We start from the raw sequence: 19,010 nt of genomic DNA on the forward strand, positions 1-19,010 counted from the left end.
AACCCGCCATGACCAGCATGCCCACTCTCGAACCCGTTGTGGTGAAGACCAAGCCGCCCCTGCTCAAACGCTTGCTGCTTGCCGGCGCTGGTTTGCTCGCGCTGATCTTCGCCGGCGTGTACGCCGTGCATTGGTGGGGCGCCGGGCGTTTTCTCGAAGAAACCGACGATGCCTATATTGGTGGCGATGTCACGGTGATCGGGCCGAAAGTCGCCGGTTACATCAATGAAGTGCTGGTCAGCGACAACCAGCATGTGAAGGCCGGCGATGTGTTGATCCGTCTCGACGCCCGTGACTATCGCGCCAACCTCGCCAAGGCCGAAGGTGCCGTCGCCGCCGAAGAAGCGCTGCTGGCCAACCTCGACGCCACCGAACAACTGCAACAAGCAGTGATCGGCCAAGCCCGCGCCGGCATCGACGCCGCCGGCGCAGAAACCGCGCGTTCGCGGGATGACAACGCGCGCTACAAACGCTTGGTGACCACCAATGCCGTGTCCGTGGAAAGCGCACAACGCGCCGACGCCACCTTCAAAACCGCACAAGCCCTGAGCGCCCGCGCCCAGGCCGAACTGCTTGCCGCGCAACGTCAACTGGCGGTGATCGACACCCAGAAACAACAGGCCCGCGCCGCCCTTCAGCAAGCCCGCGCCGAACGTGATCTGGCGCAGTTGAATGTCGGCTACACCGAACTTCGCGCGCCGGTCGATGGTGTGGTCGGCAATCGCCGCGCGCGGGTCGGCGCCTATGCCCAGGCCGGTTCACAACAACTGTCAGTGGTGCCGGCCAGCGGCTTGTGGGTCGATGCCAACTTCAAGGAAGACCAATTGGCGCGGATGAAACCCGGCCAGCGCGTAAGCATCCGTGCCGACGTGCTGTCCGGTCAGGAATTCCACGGTCGCCTCGACAGCCTCGCCCCCGCCACTGGTTCGCAATTCAGTGTGCTGCCGCCGGAAAACGCCACCGGCAACTTCACCAAAATCGTCCAGCGTGTGCCAGTACGAATCCTCCTCGACCCGGCTGATGGCGTGCTCGGTCACTTGCGTCCGGGCCTGTCGGTAACGGCGGAAGTCGACACCCGCGCGCAACCGGAAACCAGCGCCGTGGCCGTCGCACCATGAGCACCGCCCTCGCCGCCCCTGCACAGCCATTCAACGCGGCAGACATGGCGACCGCGACCAAGGTATTCGCCTTCGCAACCATGTGCATCGGCATGTTCATCGCGCTGCTGGATATCCAGATCGTCTCGGCGTCGCTGCGCGATATCGGCGGTGGACTCTCCGCCGGCACCGACGAAACCGCCTGGGTGCAGACCAGTTACCTGATCGCCGAAATCATCGTGATTCCGCTGTCGGGCTGGCTGTCACGGGTGTTCTCGACGCGCTGGTTGTTCTGCGCTTCGGCGGTCGGTTTTACCTTGGCGAGTTTGCTCTGCGGCATCGCCTGGAACATCCAGAGCATGATTGCCTTTCGCGCGCTGCAAGGTTTTCTCGGCGGCTCGATGATTCCGCTGGTGTTCACCACGGCGTTCTTTTTCTTCACCGGCAAACAACGGGTAATCGCCGCCGCGACCATCGGTGCGGTCGCGTCACTGGCACCGACATTGGGGCCGGTGATTGGCGGCTGGATTACTGATATTTCCTCGTGGCACTGGTTGTTCTACATCAACCTTGTGCCGGGGATTTTCGTTGCTGTGGCAGTGCCAATGCTGGTGAAGATCGACCAGCCGGAACTGTCCCTGCTCAAAGGTGCGGACTATCTGAGCATGGTCTTTCTCGGGCTGTTTCTCGGCTGCCTGGAATACACCCTTGAAGAAGGTCCGCGCTGGAACTGGTTCAGCGATCAGACCATTCTGACCACGGCGTGGATCAGCGGCCTCGCCGGATTGGCATTCATCGGCCGCACCTTGCACGTGGCCAATCCGATCGTCGATCTGCGTGCTTTGAAGGATCGCAATTTCGCCCTCGGCTGCTTCTTCTCGTTCGTCACCGGCATCGGCCTGTTCGCGACGATTTACCTGACGCCACTGTTCCTCGGCCGCGTACGTGGCTACAGCGCGCTGGACATTGGTCTGGCGGTTTTCTCCACCGGTGTGTTCCAGATCATGGCGATTCCGCTGTATGCCTTTCTGGCCAATCGCATGGACCTGCGCTGGATCATGATGGTCGGTCTGGGTTTGTTTGCGGTGTCGATGTGGGAGTTCAGCCCGATCACCCACGACTGGGGTGCCGGCGAGTTGATGCTGCCGCAAGCGTTGCGCGGGATTGCCCAGCAACTGGCGGTGCCGCCAGCGGTGACGTTGACCTTGGGTGGGTTGGCGCCGGCACGTTTGAAGCATGCGTCGGGGTTGTTCAATCTGATGCGCAATCTCGGCGGTGCGATTGGTATTGCGGCGTGCGCGACCATTCTCAATGACCGCACCAACCTGCACTTCACGCGATTGGCCGAGCATTTGAACAGCAGCAATGAAGCGATGAATCAGTGGCTGTCGCAGGTCGGCGGCAACCTTGCAGCGCTGGGCCAGAGCGGCGACGTCGGTGTTACCGCTAGCCTGCGCCAGTTGTGGCTGCTGACTTACCGCGAGGCGCAAACCCAGACCTACGGCGACACGTTTTTGATGATCGGCGTGTGCTTCGTCATCGCCACGGCGATGGTGCCCTTGATGCGCAAGGTGCAACCACCGGCGGCGCCGAGTGCGGATGGGCATTGATCCCTATTTTTGCAGACATCCACTTCCCCCTGTAGGAGTGAGCCTGCTCGCGATAGCGGTGTGTTAGCGAAGCAAATGTCGACTGACACATCGCCATCGCGAGCAGACATCCACTCCTACAGGGATTTGTGTGTGTTTACTCAGGCTTGTGGGGTTTTGCGGAATCCCACGGCCAAACGATTCCAGCTGTTGATCGTGCTGATCGCCACGGTCAGGTCGACCATTTCCTTCGGTGTGAACTGCGCCGCGACCACGTCGTAATCTTCATCCGGCGCGTGGGTCAGGCTCAGTTGGGTCAGCGATTCAGTCCACAGCAACGCAGCGCGTTCACGGTCGCTGAAGAACGGCGCTTCACGCCATGCCGTCACCGCGAACAAACGGCGCGGAGTTTCGCCACCCTTGATCGCATCGGTGGTGTGCATGTCGATGCAGAACGCGCAGCCGTTGATCTGCGAAGCACGCAACTTGACCAGTTCGATCAGGTTTTTTTCCAGCGGCAGTTTGGACACCGCGGTTTCCAGGGCGATCATCGCTTTCAGGGCGTCTGGGGAGGCGGTGTAGAAATCGGTACGAGGTTGCATGGTGGCTCCGGGCAGCAAGTGAATGTGTGGCTACGTTAGCCCTCACGCCCGGTTCGACAAATAGCCAATATTCCAGAAGATCAGGAGGCCACTTCGGTTTTCTCGGCTGACCACTCGTCAGCCAATCGGCACCAAGGGTTCTGCGCATCAGACCAATATCAGGTAAATGCCCTTTCTGGAGACGGATCATGATCACGCGCAAACTCACCTCGTTATTGCTCGCCGGCCTGCTGGCCACGGCATCGGCCGCCAGCTTCGCCGCCAACGATGGCGCTGACGCCACCGGCACCAAATCCGGCGGCCCGACCAGCACCACCACGCCGCCAGACAACACCCCGGGCGCGCCTTCGGGCGGTAGTGGTTCCTCGGGTATGGGATCCGGGACCGGCACCAATGGCGGGGCTAGTGGTTCGGGCTCCGGGGCTGGCGGCGGCACCGGTTCGGCGGGTGGCGGGACTGGCGGCGCGGGCGGTGGCACTGGCGGCTGAACGAACAAGAGCCATCCCAAATAAGCACGCTATCCAATGTAGGAGTGAGCCTGCTCGCGAAGGCGTTGTGTCAGATAACCTTTATTCGCCTGACACGACCTCTTCGCGAGCAGGCTCGCTCCCACAGGGGTTGTGTTGTGCCTGAGTTAGCGATCGGAGCGCATCAGTTCGGCCAGGCCGCTGTCCAGTGACAGCACTGCCGCGCGATTGCGCCCGGCATTTTTCGCCTGATACAGCGCCGCATCGGCGCGCTGGATAAACACTTCCGGGCTGTCATTGCCGCTCGGGATAAATGAATAACAACCCAGACTCACCGTCAGGTAACCGGTTGGCGAGCCGCTGTGGATGATGTGCTTGTCGATCACACTGCGGCGGATCTGCCCGGCAATCGCCAGCGCGCCGTTGATATCGGTGTCCGGCAACAGCACCGCAAACTCCTCGCCACCGTAGCGTACCGCCAGATCGGACTTGCGCTGGCAGCACGTCTGCAGCACTTGGGCGACCTGCGTCAGACAATGATCGCCAGCGACATGACCATAGGCGTCGTTGTAGCGTTTGAAGAAATCGATATCGAGCATGATCAGACTGACCGGACTGACCTGCCGCGCGCCACGAGCGAATTCAACCTCCAGCGAACGCTCGAACAAACGTCGATTGGCCAGCCCGGTCAGGCTGTCATGGGTCGCGATCTGCTCCAGCGTACGCTGGGCCTTGCGCAGGTTTTTTTCGATCCGTTCACCATCGCGCACCTGATGAATGAACACCCAGCCAAACAGGCCGATGCCGAGAATCACCAAGGCGACGATCACACTCGACTGGAATGCGCGTGCGTACCAGCCCTCGAGAATCGTATCGCGCGAGGTCGCCGCCGACACCACCAACGGATACGCCGACAAGCGTCGATAGCCGTACAAACGCACCACGCCATCGACCACCGAGTTGATCATCGCCGTGCCGGCCGCCGCCTCAGGCAGTAACGTGCGATAAATCCGCCCTTGCGCCAGCGAGGTGCCGATCAGGTTTTCATCAAACGGTCGGCGAGCGAGCAAGGTGCCGTCGCTCAGACCGAGAAACATGATGCCTTGGTCATCGAGGCTGAAACTTTCGAAGAAGCGATCGAAGTACGACATCTTGATCCCGGCCAGCAGCACGCCCTGGAAATTGCCGGCGTGATCATTGATGCGTTTGGAAATCGGGATGATCCACTCACCGTTCTCGCGGCTGCGAATCGCCGGGCCGATGTGCGCCAGCGTCGAAGCGTTCTGCTGGTGAAACTTGAAGTACTCGCGATCGGCCACGCCATCGCCACGGGGCAGATCGGCGAACGAAGTAATCACCCACTGGCCCTGCGCATCGAAGAGAAACATGCCGTGCAACTGATCCAGTTGCTGCACGCGCCGGGCAAAGGTTCTCTGCAAGCGCGGCTTTTGCGCAGTGCCGTACCCGTCGTCCTGAATCCAGTCGACCAAGCTGGTCATCACCAGATCGGCGGCGAGAAAGGTGTCCTCGGCCTGCTGCGCCATGGCCCGGGTCAGGTTGCTCGACGCCATTTTCGCCACCGCCAGATCCTGGCGTCGCGACTGCTCCAGTTGCAGGTAGAGCAAACCGGACAGGCACAACCCCACCGCAACGATAAACAGCACCGCCGCTTTGCGCAGCGGCAGGCGTTTAAGGGTGCCTCCGGGGGCCTGATGCGGATCGTGAATAGGGATAGGCAAAAGCAAGTCCTGGGCAGGTACGACAAGGGCGCCAGCGGGGAAACCCTTATGTTTGTGAGCGTAGCCCACCGGAATCTACGGGGCAAACGCCCCGCTTCCGCCCAGGTATATCGGCGCACAACGAGTTTGGATGATCGCTGTTCGCCGATTTATTTTCGATTGCCTCTTTCGGGTTAGTCAGTTGTGAAGGGCCAGGCGCTGCATTTGTGGATTGGCGAGGAAGCAAGCCCCCTCGCCACAGAGTCAGTGTGGTCCTTTCGACCTCGAGTCAGATCAGCGCGACGGCGGCACCCGGATATCCCCCGCGCGACACTGGGTTTTCACACCCTTGCCACAGGCGCCGAACTGCAGATCCTTGCCCATGCACACGCGCACTTCCGACAGTTCCGGGCCGCTGCAAATGACCGCGATGCCATCGGCCGGAATCCCCGGGTTGGCTTTACGGAACAAGTCGGCGATTTCCTGGGCCTCGAAGTAATACGAGGAGCTGAACGGTTGCAGCTCATCGGGGATTTTCACCGCCGCCACGGCTTTGTCCGCTTCATCCAGGTAGCCCATTGCACCGAGGCCGCTGCAGGTGCCGTGCTTGGACCATTCGTGGTCGAGCAGTTTTTTGGTCGGGAACAGCGTCAGGCCCTGGCTGGTTTGCGCCGCGTTCAGCGTGGTCAGCGGTGGGCAGGATTCCGGCCAGCCACCCTTGGCGTATTGCGGCCACAAACCGTGCAGCACGAAGCCGTAGCCCTTGCCCGTGCACTGCGAGTCATCCTTGTGCGTCAGGCAAAAGGTCGGCGACCAGGACAACGCCAGCAGGTAGTAATCGAACACCCCCGCCACCGATTCCGCCTGGGCTTTGCTCGACTGCGATTGGCGCGCCGAACTCAAACCGATGCTACCGGCCGTCAGCGCAATCACTGCCAAAATTGTAAACAGCTTTTTCATCTACCCGCTCCTTGGGACGCCTGCGTCCGTGGTTTTCGATCCTGACCAGACTTGGCCAGCGCTGATTTCGACACGCTTGTGTTGCAAGCGCATGACGCAAGGCAACGCCGTACGCCGTTGAAAGGTCTACGATTAACAGGCAGACATCAAACCAAGGGATCCGAAATGAGTAAAGCAGACGAACTCGCCGCCAAACTCAAGCAAACCCGGCACACGCATGCGGATGCCGCGCTGGAGATCGATTGCTGGCCGGCGCAGGTGTACGACCTGTACCACCGCATCGAGGCGTGGCTGCAGCCGGTGACTGAAGTCGGCCTGAAGATTCGCCGCAATCCGACCCACGTTTGCGAAAGCTCGCCCGATGGTGAATCCCACGATTACGCCATCGACCAACTGGTGATCGAAGCCAATCATCAAACCCTGACTTTTGATCCCATTGCGCGGTTTACCGAGGATGGCGCCGGCCGGGTGCAGATCATCCCGTCAGCCACGGACACCTATCTGCTGCGTACCGTGGATGAACACGGTGAAAGCCATTGGTGGGTGCAGTCGATTGAAACAGGCCAGCAACTGGATGCCATCGCGCTGACCGAAAACAATCTTTTGCTGGCGGTGCAGGAAGGATTGGGACTTTAGACTCTCTCCATCACTGACAAAGCCTTTTGCCCTGAGCAAAGAACAAGGACAAATGGCCAGATTTCTAAAGAAATCTGGCCATTTGTCGTTACAGAACCACCAATCAAACCCGATGGAATCTTGATCGCATGGATGCTTCGCCCGCACCAACGTTTACGCAGTTCTTCAAGCGCAATTTCAAACGTATTCTTGATTACTGGAGCCAGATCACCGTCACTCTAGGTTTCCTCGGTGCAGGTTTGGCGATCTATGCGCTGTATGCGTATACGCGCGCGATTGGTCGTACGGATCTTTTCCTGGCCGGTATCGATGCCAAGTCGGTGCTTGCCATCTGGCTACTTCTGATTGTAGCCATCATGTTGGGTTATCTGGTCGTCCTTTCCAGCAGCGCCTGCTTCTACGGCCTCACCGTGTCGATGTTCGAAAAAGTACCCAAAAAACACAATCGGATTGCCAGTTGGTTGCTGGTGCCCTTTTATCTGGGCTTTTGTGCATTCACTGTTCTGCTTTTCATGTTCTCAAACAGATTCAGTGCAGAGAGTTCGATGGCGATCGTTTTTCTGGTTACTGAAATCGCCTATTTCGCACTTTTCCTTCGCAAACCCTTTCGAAAGATTTTCAACAAAAACACCAAGGGAATGAATGCCTGGAAGAAAAACGGCTTTCGAATCTTTATCGGCCTGATCATCGTCTTCGCCGTGTTTTTTGCGTCGCTGCCGGCATTACTGATTATTTCAACCTACGTCGGCGAAGACACCCCTCACGCACTCGTGGTAGTCGGCTCGTTCTGCCTGGGCACACTCGTTTTCAGTCTCATCCCGGTTTTCATTTTTTACATCAGCAAAGGTCATGTCTACACGCGGATGACCAATGGATTCGCAGCCGCGTTGGTGCTGTTCTGCGGGTTTCTACTGCTATGGCCAAGTGCGATGCCAAGCATCACCTATGCAGCCGCTGGAAAACTGGCCATCCGTCAACCGCCGGCGCGTTTCATACTCGACGAAAACATCAGTCTGAGCGATGTCGATAACCGGCAGTGGCAAACCCGACTCAATGAAAAACAAAAGGTCGAAGTCACGGCGTTTCCATTGTTCGCCTTTGGCGACATCTTGCTGCTGTGCAGCAGAGACCTGCAGCGATTGAACCTGTATGACCTGCCTCGCTACACCCGCTTGTGCATCGCCACACGTAACAGCAAGGTCACTCAGAAACCGTTGCGTCCAGGGCTTGCGCCGCTACTCAGCTGGCAGCAGCGTGCTGAACACGTCGTTGGCTGGGATCACTTGCGCTCAGCCATTCTCAAGCCGATTCACCTATCGCCACAGGTTCTCCAGCTCCAACGCCGCATTGAGCAATTGGCTGAACCTGTCAAAACTGTAATCCCCTACTCAGCCAACTGAAAGCTGGCGCTGGCGGCGTTGCCCGGTACGTTGAGTCCGGGCGCGGGATGACACCCGAGAAGGCCTTTCACTACACTGGGCCACCATCCTTCTCAGAAACCCGATCACAATGACAATGCCAAAAACGATGATCCTCTGCGGCCTTCTGACCCTGGCCGCCGGCGCCCATGCCGAGCAAACCCCTTCGCACCTCGACAGCATCCAGCAACAAGGCCAGTTGCGCGTGTGCACCACCGGCGACTACAAGCCCTACACTTTCAAACGCCCCGACGGCGATTTCGAAGGCATCGACATCGCCATGGCCCGCTCGCTGGCCGACAGCCTCGGGGTCAAAGTGCAATGGGTGCAAACCACCTGGAAAACCCTGATGCCGGACATGCAGGCCGGCAAGTGCGACATCGGCATGGGCGGCATCTCGGTGACTCTCGAACGTCAGAAAAAAGCCTACTTCAGCAACACCCTCGACACCGACGGCAAGATCCCGCTGGTGCGCTGCGCCGATGTCAGCAAGTACCAGACGGTCGAACAGATCAACCAGCCCGGCGTGCGCCTGGTCGAACCTGCCGGCGGCACCAACGAAGCCTTCGTCCACGCGTTCCTGCCCAAAGCGCAACTGGCCCTGCACGACAACGTGACGATCTTCCAGCAACTGCTCGACAACCAGGCCGACGTGATGATTACCGACGCCTCGGAAGCGCTGTATCAGCAGAAACTCAAACCGGGGTTGTGTGCGGTGAATCCGCATCAGTACATGCAATATGGCGAGAAGGCTTATCTGCTGCCGCGCGATGACATCAGCTGGAAACTGTATGTCGATCAGTGGCTGCACTTGAGCAAAGTCACCGGCAAGTATCAGCAAACCCTGAGCGAATGGATCGCCGTACCGGCCGCGCAGTAATCCTCAATCGTCATGCAACATCCCGGAGCTGTATTGATTGAGACTGCTGCCGATACTGTTGCCGCCGAACTTCAAGGTATTGGCGTTGCGCCCCTCCGGCGACTGACAGTCGCTGGAGAAACAACGGGTGGTGGTCAGGCCGCCCGCGCCCGAACAGGCACTCAACACCGATACTGCAGCAGCAATCAACAGCACTTTGACGACATTAAGGCGCATGGCACGATTCCCCTCGGGATGAACAGCGACGATCTTGTCTCAGCAGACTAGGCCTGCTTGGCACGCGGCAAGATGAAACTTTGCTGATCGACAGCGCGCGTTCAGAATCGACTAACCACCAGACAAGAACCGCCACGTGCAATCGGATCAGCGCAATTCAACGCCAGGAGGCCCATGCTTGAGACGAGAACTGAGCCACGCCGATCTATACAAAATCCGCGCAGCCCTCTCCGACATCTTCGTCGACACCGGCGTCGATTACCCCTACATCGCCCGCGAAGTCGAGGGCTACGACCCGGAACAAGTCAAAGACATTCTGTATGCCGAAGTTGCCGTCGTCTGCGCCTGGAACCTGGAATGTGTACTCCCGCCGGTCTGGACAGGTTTCGAACCTGATGCGTTGAACAGGGACATCGAGCAAATGCTGCTCGCAAACACGAACAGCTGGATTCGGCGGCAACTGCATAAGCTGCACACCGCGTGGTTGCGATTCAGCTATCGGGAAGTCTGGGCAGAGATTACCGCTCACTGCAAAGGCTGGAGTTGATACAGCCCTGCGTGGCAATGGCGCATCAACAACCTACAACGCGTTGAAACTGAAAAGATGATTGCCCCTCTGCCCACTTAGTCCTTTCCCGGTTTAGGAATCGCAATCCGGCTGCCAGTCTTGACCTCGCGCAACGCCAGGCTGGACTGAATGGAGGCAATCCCCACCTGACGCCTGAGCACCTGCTCAATGAAGTCGCTGTAGCTATCAAGATCCTCGGCCAATACCTGCAACACATAATCGGCATCGCCGGTGATCTTGTGACAGGCCACCACCTGCGGCAATTGCGCAATCACCGCCTCGAAGGCGTCCGGTGCGTGGTCGGCGTGGGTGGAAAAACGAATGTGCACGAACGCCATGATATCCAGCCCGAGCATCCGCCGATCAAGGTTGGCCTGATAACCCTTGATCACCCCCGCCTCCTCCATGCGCTTGCGCCGTCGCCAGCACGGCGTAAGGCTCAGCGACAGCCGCTCGCTGAGTTCAGCGTTGGAAATACTGGCGTCTTCCTGCAACAACTCGAGAATCGCCAGGTCGGTCTCGTCGAGGCTGATGCGTTTGGATATTTTTTTCTGCATGACGCCATTCCTGAGTAAAAACGCCCGAATAATCGACTTAATCACGAACACAAAGCAAAGAAAGCGCAGCCAAGCCGGAACAGAATATTTGCACTGGCTAACAATAACGGATGCGCAGAATGTTTACAGTTTTCAGTGATTCCCACCGGTTGCACCATGGCACCGAATTGAAAGACGGCGTGCTCAAACCGTCGTTCGAACAACCGAGTCGGGCCGACACCGTGCACAACCGCGTCAAACAGGTCGGCCTCGGCCAGATCGTCGAACCGCGCACGTTTGATCGCTCGTGCTACGTCAACGCGCACAGCGAACGCTACGTCAGTTTTCTCGAAACTGCCTGGGGCGAATGGCGCGCAACCGGTCGCACCCACGACGCCCTGCCACTGGTCTGGCCGGTGCGCGATCTGGCCGGCGAGCACGTACCAACGTTCATCGACGGCAAGCTCGGCTTCTACGCGATGGATGCCGGTTCGCCGATCACCGCGACGACCTGGCAAGCGGTGAAGACCAGCGCCGATATTGCCCTCACTGGTCTGGCCCTGCTCGATGAAGGCCACGACAGCGCCTTCGCCCTGTGCCGCCCGCCCGGCCACCACGCCGCGCGGGAATACATGGGCGGTTATTGCTACCTCAACAACGCCGCCATTGCCGCGCAACAAGCCATCACTCAGGGCGCCAAACGTGTCGCGGTGCTCGACGTCGACTTCCATCACGGCAACGGCACCCAGAACATTTTTTACCAACGCAGCGACGTCCTATTCGTGTCGCTGCATGGTGAGCCGGCGGTGTCCTATCCGTACTTCTCGGGCTACAGCCACGAAGTCGGCGCGGGTGTCGGCGAGGGTTACAACCTCAACTATCCCCTGCCGAAAAACACCACCTGGGAGAGCTACCGTAACGCCCTGCTCCACGCCTGCAAAAAGCTCCAGCAGTTCGCGCCTGAAGTGCTGGTGATTTCCCTCGGTGTCGACACGTTCAAGGACGACCCCATCAGCCACTTCCTGCTCGAAAGCGAGGACTTCATTGGCATCGGCGAACTGATCGCCAGCGTCGGCTGCCCGACCCTGTTCGTCATGGAGGGCGGCTACATGGTCGATGAAATCGGCATCAACGCCGTCAACGTGCTGCACGGTTTCGAGAGCAAACGCAACTGAGCCGCCCGCCGCTCTACAACCTTTCAATGACTGGATCGGAGAACAAGAACATGACGCTTTTTATTGATGTCGATGATGCTGCACGCCTGTTCACCCAAGTCGGTATCCGCCGCGCCATCCGCGAAATGGCCGGCTACATCGAAGCGGATTACGCACGCTGGGCGCAGTTTGATAAATCGCCGCGCACGGCCAATCACTCGGCAGACGGCGTGATCGAGTTGATGCCCACCGACGATGGCCAGCAGTACTCATTCAAATACGTGAATGGCCACCCGAACAACGGCCAGCAGAACTTGCTCACGGTCATGGCTTTCGGTCTGCTGGCGGATGTGCAGAGTGGCTATCCGACCCTGCTCAGCGAACTGACCTTGACCACCGCCGTGCGCACAGCGGCAACCTCCGCGCTGGTGGCGCAATCGCTGGCTCGGCCCGGCGCAACCTCGATGGCCCTGATCGGTAACGGTGCGCAAAGTGAATTTCAGGCGCTGGCCTTTCATGAAATGTTGGGCATCAGCGAGATCCGCATCTTCGATATTGATCGCGACGCATCGCTCAAATTGAAGCACAACCTCGCAGCGTTCCCGGAGATCGAAGTGATTCTGGCCAGCTCGGTGAAGGACGCGGTCAAGGGCGCGGACATCGTCACCACGGTCACCGCCGACAAAGCCTACGCAACGATTCTGACGCCGGAGATGATCGAGCCCGGCATGCACATCAACGCGGTCGGCGGTGACTGCCCGGGTAAAACCGAACTGCACGCCGACATCCTGCGCAACGCCCGGGTCATCGTCGAGTTCGAGCCGCAAACGCGCATTGAAGGCGACATTCAGCAACTGGACGCCGATTCCCCGGTGGTCGAGTTTTTCCGCATTGTGCTGGGCGAAGTCGCCGGACGCGAGAACGACATGCAGGTGACGGTGTTCGATTCGGTGGGCTTTGCCCTGGAAGATTTTTCCTCACTGCGCTACCTGAAAGACCTTGCGCAGGCACAGCAAATCGGTCAGCGCATCCACCTGGTGCCGACGCCGGCCAACATCAAAAACCTCTTCCAATTGCTGGATCCGCAACCGGCCAAAGCCTCGCGTCTGCGCACCGTCAGTTGATCGCAATCGCCGCCCCCACCACAGGGGGCGATTCACCTTGTGATCAGCCGCTGTACCTCTAACAAGAACGCTCGACACCTACTTTCTGCCAAAACTCAAAAACATAAAATCAAGAGGTTTTGCAATGAAATCGACCCCTTCCGGGCTGCCTGAACAGCCCGCGCTGCAGCGTACGCTCAGCAATCGTCACATCCAGTTAATGGCCATGGGCGGTGCCATCGGTACCGGCCTGTTCATGGGCTCCGGAAAGATCATCGCCCTCTCCGGAACGTCGATCATCCTCATCTACATGATCATCGGCCTGTTCGTGTTTTTCGTCATGCGCGCCATGGGCGAAATGCTCCTGTCCAACCTCAACTTCAAAACCTTCGCCGACTTCGCCGGTGCCTACCTCGGCCCGCGCGCGGCATTCTTTCTCGGCTGGTCGTACTGGCTGAGCTGGAGCGTGGCGGTGATCGGCGACGCCGTCGTGGTCGGCGGATTCTTCCAGTACTGGTTCCCCGACGTACCGGCGTGGATACCCGCCGTCGGCATGCTGGCAACCCTGTTCGCCCTCAACGTGCTGACCGTCAGGCTGTTCGGTGAAGTGGAATTCTGGTTCGCGATCATCAAGATCATCGCCGTCGTAACCCTGATCGGCGTCAGCACCGTGCTGATCGCCAGCTCCTTCGTCTCGCCCAGTGGCGTCACCGCGTCCCTGAGTCACCTGGTGGACAAACAGGCGGCGTTCCCTAACGGCTTGTTCGGCTTCTTCGCCGGATTTCAAATGGCGATCTTCTCCTTCGCCGGCACCGAACTGATCGGCACCGCCGCCGCCGAAACCCGATCGCCAGAGAAAACCCTGCCCAAAGCGATCAACTCCATTCCGCTGCGGATCATCCTGTTCTACGTACTCGCGCTGACCTGCATTATTGCCGTGACCTCGTGGCAACAGGTTTCTCCAGTCAAAAGCCCCTTTGTCGAACTGTTCCTCGTCGCCGGGTTCCCCGCAGCGGCCGGCATCGTCAACTTCGTGGTCCTCACCTCAGCGGCCTCCTCGGCCAACAGCGGCGTGTTCTCTTCAAGCCGTATGCTGTTCGGGCTGGCCAATCAGGACAACGCCCCCGGCATATTCCGCCGACTGTCGAGCAACAGCGTGCCACTGCTGAGCCTGGCGTTCACCACGTTGTTGATGCTGGTCGGCGTGCTGGTGCTGTTCATCGTGCCGGAAGTCATGACCGCGTTCACCATCGTCTCCACCGTGTCGGCGATTCTGGTGATCTTCACTTGGTCGACCATCCTCGCGTCTTACATCGCCTACCGCAAAAAACGCCCGGATCTGCATGCGAAGTCGGCTTACAAGATGCCCGGCGGTGTGCCGATGGCTTGGTTTTCGTTGGCGTTTTTGGGGTTTGTGCTGGGGTTGCTGGCGTTGCGGCCTGATACGCGGATTGCGCTGATGGTCATGCCGGGGTGGTTTGTCTGGTTGGGGATTGCTTACCAGTTGACGCGGTTGAGGAAGCCGAAATCTGCGGTTGAGTCGGCGGGTCAGTTTGGTTAGATCTGCGAGAGAAAGCCGTCACCTGGAAGTGACGGCTTTTTGTTATCAGTGAACGAGCATTTCACCTGCCCACGGCGGCACAGGCTTTACGCCTTCACCTCAACGTTATCCAACGCCTGATTCACCGCCAACTCCCCCAACATCACCACCTGAGCAATGCCCAGCGCGGTTTTGCGGTGCGAGGGCTCGAGTGCAGCGGCGAAGTTGTTGAGCATTTCGGAAGCGGAACTCAGCGTTTCACTGGCGTTGGCCAATAGGGATTCCGAGTCGTACTTTGGGTTGGCGAGGTACATGCGCTCGGGCTCGTTGACGCTGGCCATGATGTGGCCGGCGGGAAGGAGGTAGTGATCGAGCGCGCGCTCGGCGGCTTCGTGGAGTTTTTTGGGGTTGAGGGAATCGTAGGGGGATGCGGGATCGGTTTCTGGTGGATTCGGTGTTGGTTTGAACATGGTGTAACTCCTGACGGATTAACGAAAAGGAGCCATCACTCTCGCTACCAAACGAAGGGTGGAGGCCATACGCAGGTTGGTAGACCGGTCGTCAGGAACCCCGGCGCATCCGAAGACGCCCCGCGCATGACCACCATAAAACGAAGACGAGAAACGTCGTCGCAAGACAGTAGTCTTGTGCTTCTGACGGAGACGGGCTACCAAACCCGATCACTGGTTTTCAGTGACGTAGGGACGATAGAACCTGCGGGCTAGAGGCACAAGCCGGGGGATTCTGTCTTAGGTGTAGGGGGAGGCGCAAGGTGGTGTAGGGCATTAGAGGCAGCACCTAGGTGTTTTTAAACAAGCACAGTGCTGTTGAAGGACTCGCCTGGGTGAACTGAAACAAATGCCCCCTTCCCATAAATAAATCCGTCCCCTTTTTTCACCCCTTCCCATAAATAAATCCGTCCCCTTTTTTCACCAACATTGCCACTGCAGATGCACTGGCATTGCTTTTACACAATCAGCATGCGCTAGGAGCGGCAATGGAGGAGGATACGAAGTGGCTTTCATAGAATGGCGTCCAAGGTGTTGCAGAGAGTGCACTCATGGCCATGGAAACCTTGGATACAAATGCCCAAGCGATTAAAGATGCGATTACGCGACTCCGTCGGTTTTAAGGGCTCATCCTGGGAGGCTGCAATCGGCTGAGGTTGTGTAAAAACGTTTTTTGAGCGCGACAGGTACTCAAAACTAAAATTGGAATCGCGCTTCTATGCGAAATCCGCATCTGCTGACGCGGCTACAAATTTAAGATTTAACGTAAACGCACGTTATTCAATGCTGGCGAAGGTTTTTTACACACTAGAGGCCGTTTTCTGCCAGACACGACGTGCGGGGCCACCTTTTCTCCCTGAGAATAGCTTCCCTTGGTCTCTTGATCGACTTTGAACCAAAGCTTCAATAGAAATCACCACAAGCGCCCTCGCATGATTCCGTGGTTTTTTTCTACAAGAGTAAGTCGTCTAGAATCAACCGGAGGGCGTTCTGGATGATCAAAATGAAGCCGGTCTTTCTGTGGAGGGGGTCAGTTGAACATACTAGATGACTGTGACGTAGCGATCGTGACATCATTACGCCTTTCATGAGAGGCAATGGAAGGTGCGCACAGAGGGCCTTAAATCAATACATACCATCTCAGATTAGCCGAACTCAAAACCTAAAAAATCAGTTAGGATATAAGTCAACAAGGACCAGTATGACGTGCTACATAATTAGCTTTGAACTAAGTACAGAAAACAAAAGCTCAAAATTTGAGAGATTATCTAATGGCATCAAGTCCTACAAAGGGTGGGCAAGAATAACCTACTCCACATGGGCGATTGTCACCGAAGAAAAGGCTAAAGATATAAGACTTAAACTTGGAGAGCATATAACAGAAAGCGATAGGCTTTTTGTAATAAAATCTGGCGTGGAGGCAGCATGGAAGAATTCTCGATGCAGAAATGAATGGCTGAAGAAAAACCTGTGAGCAAGGAAGCAGCGATGAAAAAACAAGACTCTGAAGAAGTGGTTATCCGTCGCGGGCGGGTGGGATCAATTTCTTTATTCGAAATAACAGATGCCGAACTGCAAACAATTGAGCACGGAGCACCTTCCAGTACGCTGACTAACTTAGCGTTTTTTCTAGGTTCTGCTTTTCTTTCCTTTCTGTCGGTTCTGCTTTCCACGCCAATTTCCGACGACAGACTATTTATTGTATATGTGATAATTGCAATTTGTTCCGGTTTAATATCGGCCTGCTGCTTTATTGTTGCAGGCAAAATGAAGGGTGGCCTAAAAGAACTGATAGCAAAAATCAAAGAAAGAGTTCCTAGCTCCGAAGTAGAGAAAGTCAGCGAAACGCAAAGTGCTTTAATAACGATAAATGATCCGGATTCCCAAGATCCTTCGTAGTATTGTTCTACTTATTGGTGTACTACCTGTTTTGTTGGGCTTTCCGAATGCCGAGTAGCTGAAAGCGGACTTTCGCGAATGGCAGCTATTAGCCAATAGCTGCCTTAGTTGACGGAACAATAGGGACAACAATGGGGACCAACAATGGGGACAGATTTATTTATCGTCTAAAAATAAACAAACAAATCTATCCCTTTCTACTGTTAGCGAGGCGTATTAATCGCCAAAGTATCAAACTCAGAAAGATTCAACCGGTTTTTTGGTCTGCTCAACAAGCTTGTTCTCGTCAAGTTTCGGGAAAGAAAACTTGATCATGATGACCGATTCCTCGCCCTCGCCCGTGACAATCAGATCAGCCCCCCTGACATTCGCAGGCGCGGCTGCCATCAAACCAGAAACGCTAGGTGTCCCTTTGATCGAGGCGGCGCCCTCGATAAACGAATAGGTCAGATTATTGGCGTTTAGAGCAACACTTTCGTAGTTGGTGAGTTTAGCGGTGTACTCATCCTTGCTTTTAGCTTTAGCCGCCAGATCGACGAGATCCAGCATCGACTTGCCGTCAGCCAGTGCGACCAGACCGAACGACTTGGCCAGCGCACCGATGGCACGCCCGAACAGTTCACGCTCATAGGGCGCGAAAAGGGAAACCATAATCAGCTTGTCACCGCTGAACACCAAGCCAGCGGTGAATTTCTGATCAATGAAATCCACGTCATCAATACACCGGGCGGGCGCGCCCACCTCTTCCGAGCAATCATAGTAACCGCCAGCCTCGGTGTATTTCGTGATTGGCGTGTCGTAGCCGTAGCTCTTGAACAGGTTGTCAGCTGCAACGGCACTCTGCATAGCGCCAACGAGGCCGGCCAGGCAAAGCACTAACGCATGGATTTTTTTCGACATGGATTCCGTTCCTACAAGGATGTGAATATTGATAGCCACATGCTATCAATCCTGCATTGGATTTGTCTCGCTCAATCCAATGCAGGTCGAGCAAGCTCAGCAGGTCCAGAAGTAGGACGCAGTAAACCCACTCTGCCATTCCTGCCCCCAAGCCCCCTCCTCCCATTCCTGATAAACTCCCCCACCTCCCAGCCACACCGATTCCGTACCCCTAATGTTCCCTATTCCCGCCGCACCCGCCCCACTCTCTCGCCGCTTCTCCGTCGCCCCCATGATGGATTGGACCGACCGCCATTGCCGTTTCTTCCTACGCCTCCTGTCGAAGAGCGCCCTGCTCTACACCGAAATGGTCACCACCGGCGCGCTCCTAAACGGCGATCACGAACGTTTCCTCCGTCACAACGAAGCCGAGCACCCTCTCGCGTTGCAGCTCGGCGGCAGCGTTCCGTTGGATCTGGCCGCCTGCGCCCGCATGGCCCAGGACCACGGTTACGACGAGGTGAACCTGAACGTCGGCTGCCCAAGCGATCGTGTGCAAAACAACATGATCGGCGCCTGCCTGATGGGTCACCCGCAACTGGTGGCGGATTGTGTGAAGGCGATGCGTGATGCGGTGTCGATTCCGGTGACGGTCAAGCACCGCATCGGCATCAACGGTCGGGACAGTTACGCGGAGCTGTGTGATTTCGTCGGCACCGTCCGCGATGCCGGGTGCACCAGTTTTACCGTGCATGCGCGGATTGCGATTCTGGAGGGGTTGTCGCCTAAGGAGAATCGTGACATTCCGCCGTTGCGCTATGACGTGGCGGCGCAGCTGAAGGCGGATTTTCCGGGGTTGGAGATTGTGCTGAATGGCGGGATCAAGACGATGGAGGCTTGCCATGAGCATTTGCAGACGTTTGACGGTGTGATGTTGGGGCGTGAGGCTTATCACAATCCGTATTTGCTGGCGGAGGTGGATCAGCAGTTGTTTGGCAGTTCGGCGCCGGTGATCAGTCGGGCTGAGGCGTTGGCGCAGTTGCGTCCTTATATAGCCGAGCATTTGCTGGCCGGTGGGGCGATGCATCACATCACCCGGCATGTGCTGGGCCTGGGCACGGGGTTCCCGGGGGCGCGGAAATTCCGTCAGTTGTTGTCGGTGGATATTCACAAGGCCAAGGATCCGCTGGCGTTGCTGGATCAGGCGGCCGAGTTACTTGAAGGTCGTTGATTGATGGT

The 19,010-nt window shown here is 57.3% G+C and carries 19 protein-coding genes and 1 pseudogene; 13 read left to right on the top strand and 7 right to left on the bottom strand.

Annotation, left to right across the window (positions count from 1 at the left end):
• Window positions 1–8 precede the first annotated feature (8 nt).
• Window positions 9–1,118, top strand: a complete 1,110-nt coding sequence (locus VY732_RS19990) for an HlyD family secretion protein (protein WP_331691584.1) — start codon at window positions 9–11, stop codon at window positions 1,116–1,118.
• Window positions 1,115–2,707, top strand: coding sequence for a DHA2 family efflux MFS transporter permease subunit (locus VY732_RS19995; RefSeq protein WP_331691585.1), 1,593 nt, complete (start codon window positions 1,115–1,117; stop codon window positions 2,705–2,707). Before VY732_RS19990 ends, VY732_RS19995 begins: the two co-directional genes overlap by 4 nt.
• 140 nt (window positions 2,708–2,847) lie before the next feature.
• Here the strand turns inward: VY732_RS19995 and VY732_RS20000 are convergent, their stop codons facing one another.
• The gene (locus tag VY732_RS20000) at window positions 2,848–3,288 is read right to left on the bottom strand and encodes a carboxymuconolactone decarboxylase family protein (RefSeq protein WP_108225718.1); all 441 of its coding nucleotides are present in this window, start codon (window positions 3,286–3,288) and stop codon (window positions 2,848–2,850) included.
• Window positions 3,289–3,476: 188 nt separating this feature from the next.
• Between VY732_RS20000 and VY732_RS20005 the strand changes: the two genes are divergently transcribed.
• Window positions 3,477–3,776: a hypothetical protein gene (locus VY732_RS20005; protein ID WP_077573787.1), complete on the top strand. Its 300-nt coding sequence runs from the start codon at window positions 3,477–3,479 to the stop codon at window positions 3,774–3,776.
• A 146-nt stretch (window positions 3,777–3,922) separates the two neighbouring features.
• On the opposite strand, the gene VY732_RS20010 is transcribed toward VY732_RS20005, so the two are convergent.
• Window positions 3,923–5,494 carry a sensor domain-containing diguanylate cyclase gene (locus tag VY732_RS20010; RefSeq protein WP_123595099.1) on the bottom strand — a complete coding sequence of 524 codons (1,572 nt, stop codon included), beginning with the start codon at window positions 5,492–5,494 and terminating at the stop codon, window positions 3,923–3,925.
• 273 nt (window positions 5,495–5,767) lie between these two features.
• On the bottom strand, window positions 5,768–6,433 hold the full coding sequence (locus VY732_RS20015) for a ribonuclease T2 (protein WP_123595092.1): 666 nt from the start codon (window positions 6,431–6,433) through the stop codon (window positions 5,768–5,770).
• 165 nt (window positions 6,434–6,598) lie between these two features.
• Between VY732_RS20015 and VY732_RS20020 the strand changes: the two genes are divergently transcribed.
• The 3 genes from VY732_RS20020 (at window position 6,599) to VY732_RS20030 (ending at window position 9,367) form a co-directional block, all read left to right on the top strand.
• Window positions 6,599–7,069: a hypothetical protein gene (locus tag VY732_RS20020; RefSeq protein WP_331691586.1), complete on the top strand. Its 471-nt coding sequence runs from the start codon at window positions 6,599–6,601 to the stop codon at window positions 7,067–7,069.
• 128 nt (window positions 7,070–7,197) lie between these two features.
• Window positions 7,198–8,469 carry a hypothetical protein gene (locus VY732_RS20025; RefSeq protein ID WP_123595090.1) on the top strand — a complete coding sequence of 424 codons (1,272 nt, stop codon included), beginning with the start codon at window positions 7,198–7,200 and terminating at the stop codon, window positions 8,467–8,469.
• A 109-nt stretch (window positions 8,470–8,578) separates the two neighbouring features.
• Entirely contained in the window at window positions 8,579–9,367 is a 789-nt protein-coding gene (locus tag VY732_RS20030; RefSeq protein WP_331691587.1) for a transporter substrate-binding domain-containing protein, read from the top strand.
• A 3-nt stretch (window positions 9,368–9,370) separates the two neighbouring features.
• Here VY732_RS20030 and VY732_RS20035 read toward each other — a convergent pair whose 3' ends face one another.
• A complete protein-coding gene (locus VY732_RS20035) occupies window positions 9,371–9,583 on the bottom strand; it encodes a hypothetical protein (RefSeq protein ID WP_038362448.1) in 213 nt (70 codons plus the stop codon).
• A gap of 178 nt (window positions 9,584–9,761) precedes the next feature.
• Here VY732_RS20035 and VY732_RS20040 point away from each other — a divergent pair, with 178 nt between their 5' ends.
• Window positions 9,762–10,130, top strand: a complete 369-nt coding sequence (locus VY732_RS20040; protein WP_331691588.1) for a DUF7079 family protein — start codon at window positions 9,762–9,764, stop codon at window positions 10,128–10,130.
• 77 nt (window positions 10,131–10,207) lie between these two features.
• On the opposite strand, the gene VY732_RS20045 is transcribed toward VY732_RS20040, so the two are convergent.
• Window positions 10,208–10,708 (bottom strand): Lrp/AsnC family transcriptional regulator, encoded by a 501-nt coding sequence (locus VY732_RS20045; protein WP_093433799.1) that lies wholly within the window; start codon window positions 10,706–10,708, stop codon window positions 10,208–10,210.
• Between the two features lie 119 nt (window positions 10,709–10,827).
• On the opposite strand from VY732_RS20045, the gene VY732_RS20050 reads away from it, so the two are divergent.
• The 3 genes from VY732_RS20050 to VY732_RS20060 all read left to right on the top strand — a co-directional run bounded on the left by VY732_RS20050 (window position 10,828) and on the right by VY732_RS20060 (window position 14,505).
• The gene (locus VY732_RS20050; protein WP_331691589.1) at window positions 10,828–11,862 is read left to right on the top strand and encodes a histone deacetylase family protein; all 1,035 of its coding nucleotides are present in this window, start codon (window positions 10,828–10,830) and stop codon (window positions 11,860–11,862) included.
• Window positions 11,863–11,912: 50 nt separating this feature from the next.
• On the top strand, window positions 11,913–12,965 hold the full coding sequence (locus tag VY732_RS20055) for an ornithine cyclodeaminase (RefSeq protein ID WP_331691590.1): 1,053 nt from the start codon (window positions 11,913–11,915) through the stop codon (window positions 12,963–12,965).
• Between the two features lie 124 nt (window positions 12,966–13,089).
• A complete protein-coding gene (locus VY732_RS20060; protein WP_160041167.1) occupies window positions 13,090–14,505 on the top strand; it encodes an amino acid permease in 1,416 nt (471 codons plus the stop codon).
• Between the two features lie 86 nt (window positions 14,506–14,591).
• On the opposite strand, the gene VY732_RS20065 is transcribed toward VY732_RS20060, so the two are convergent.
• The gene (locus tag VY732_RS20065; protein ID WP_116255973.1) at window positions 14,592–14,954 is read right to left on the bottom strand and encodes a DUF6124 family protein; all 363 of its coding nucleotides are present in this window, start codon (window positions 14,952–14,954) and stop codon (window positions 14,592–14,594) included.
• Between the two features lie 440 nt (window positions 14,955–15,394).
• On the opposite strand from VY732_RS20065, the pseudogene VY732_RS20070 reads away from it, so the two are divergent.
• Together VY732_RS20070 and VY732_RS20075 are read left to right on the top strand one after the other, a co-directional pair.
• Window positions 15,395–15,616 (top strand): annotated as a pseudogene (locus VY732_RS20070) (hypothetical protein).
• 829 nt (window positions 15,617–16,445) lie between these two features.
• Window positions 16,446–16,892: a hypothetical protein gene (locus tag VY732_RS20075; RefSeq protein WP_139353616.1), complete on the top strand. Its 447-nt coding sequence runs from the start codon at window positions 16,446–16,448 to the stop codon at window positions 16,890–16,892.
• Window positions 16,893–17,129: 237 nt separating this feature from the next.
• Here the strand turns inward: VY732_RS20075 and VY732_RS20080 are convergent, their stop codons facing one another.
• On the bottom strand, window positions 17,130–17,831 hold the full coding sequence (locus VY732_RS20080; protein ID WP_331691591.1) for a hypothetical protein: 702 nt from the start codon (window positions 17,829–17,831) through the stop codon (window positions 17,130–17,132).
• Between the two features lie 175 nt (window positions 17,832–18,006).
• On the opposite strand from VY732_RS20080, the gene dusA reads away from it, so the two are divergent.
• On the top strand, window positions 18,007–19,002 hold the full coding sequence (dusA, locus tag VY732_RS20085; RefSeq protein ID WP_331691592.1) for a tRNA dihydrouridine(20/20a) synthase DusA: 996 nt from the start codon (window positions 18,007–18,009) through the stop codon (window positions 19,000–19,002).
• Window positions 19,003–19,010: the final 8 nt, after the last annotated feature.

Source organism: Pseudomonas sp. ZY71, assembly GCF_036542145.1.
In the GTDB taxonomy this organism is placed as follows: domain Bacteria; phylum Pseudomonadota; class Gammaproteobacteria; order Pseudomonadales; family Pseudomonadaceae; genus Aquipseudomonas; species Aquipseudomonas koreensis_A.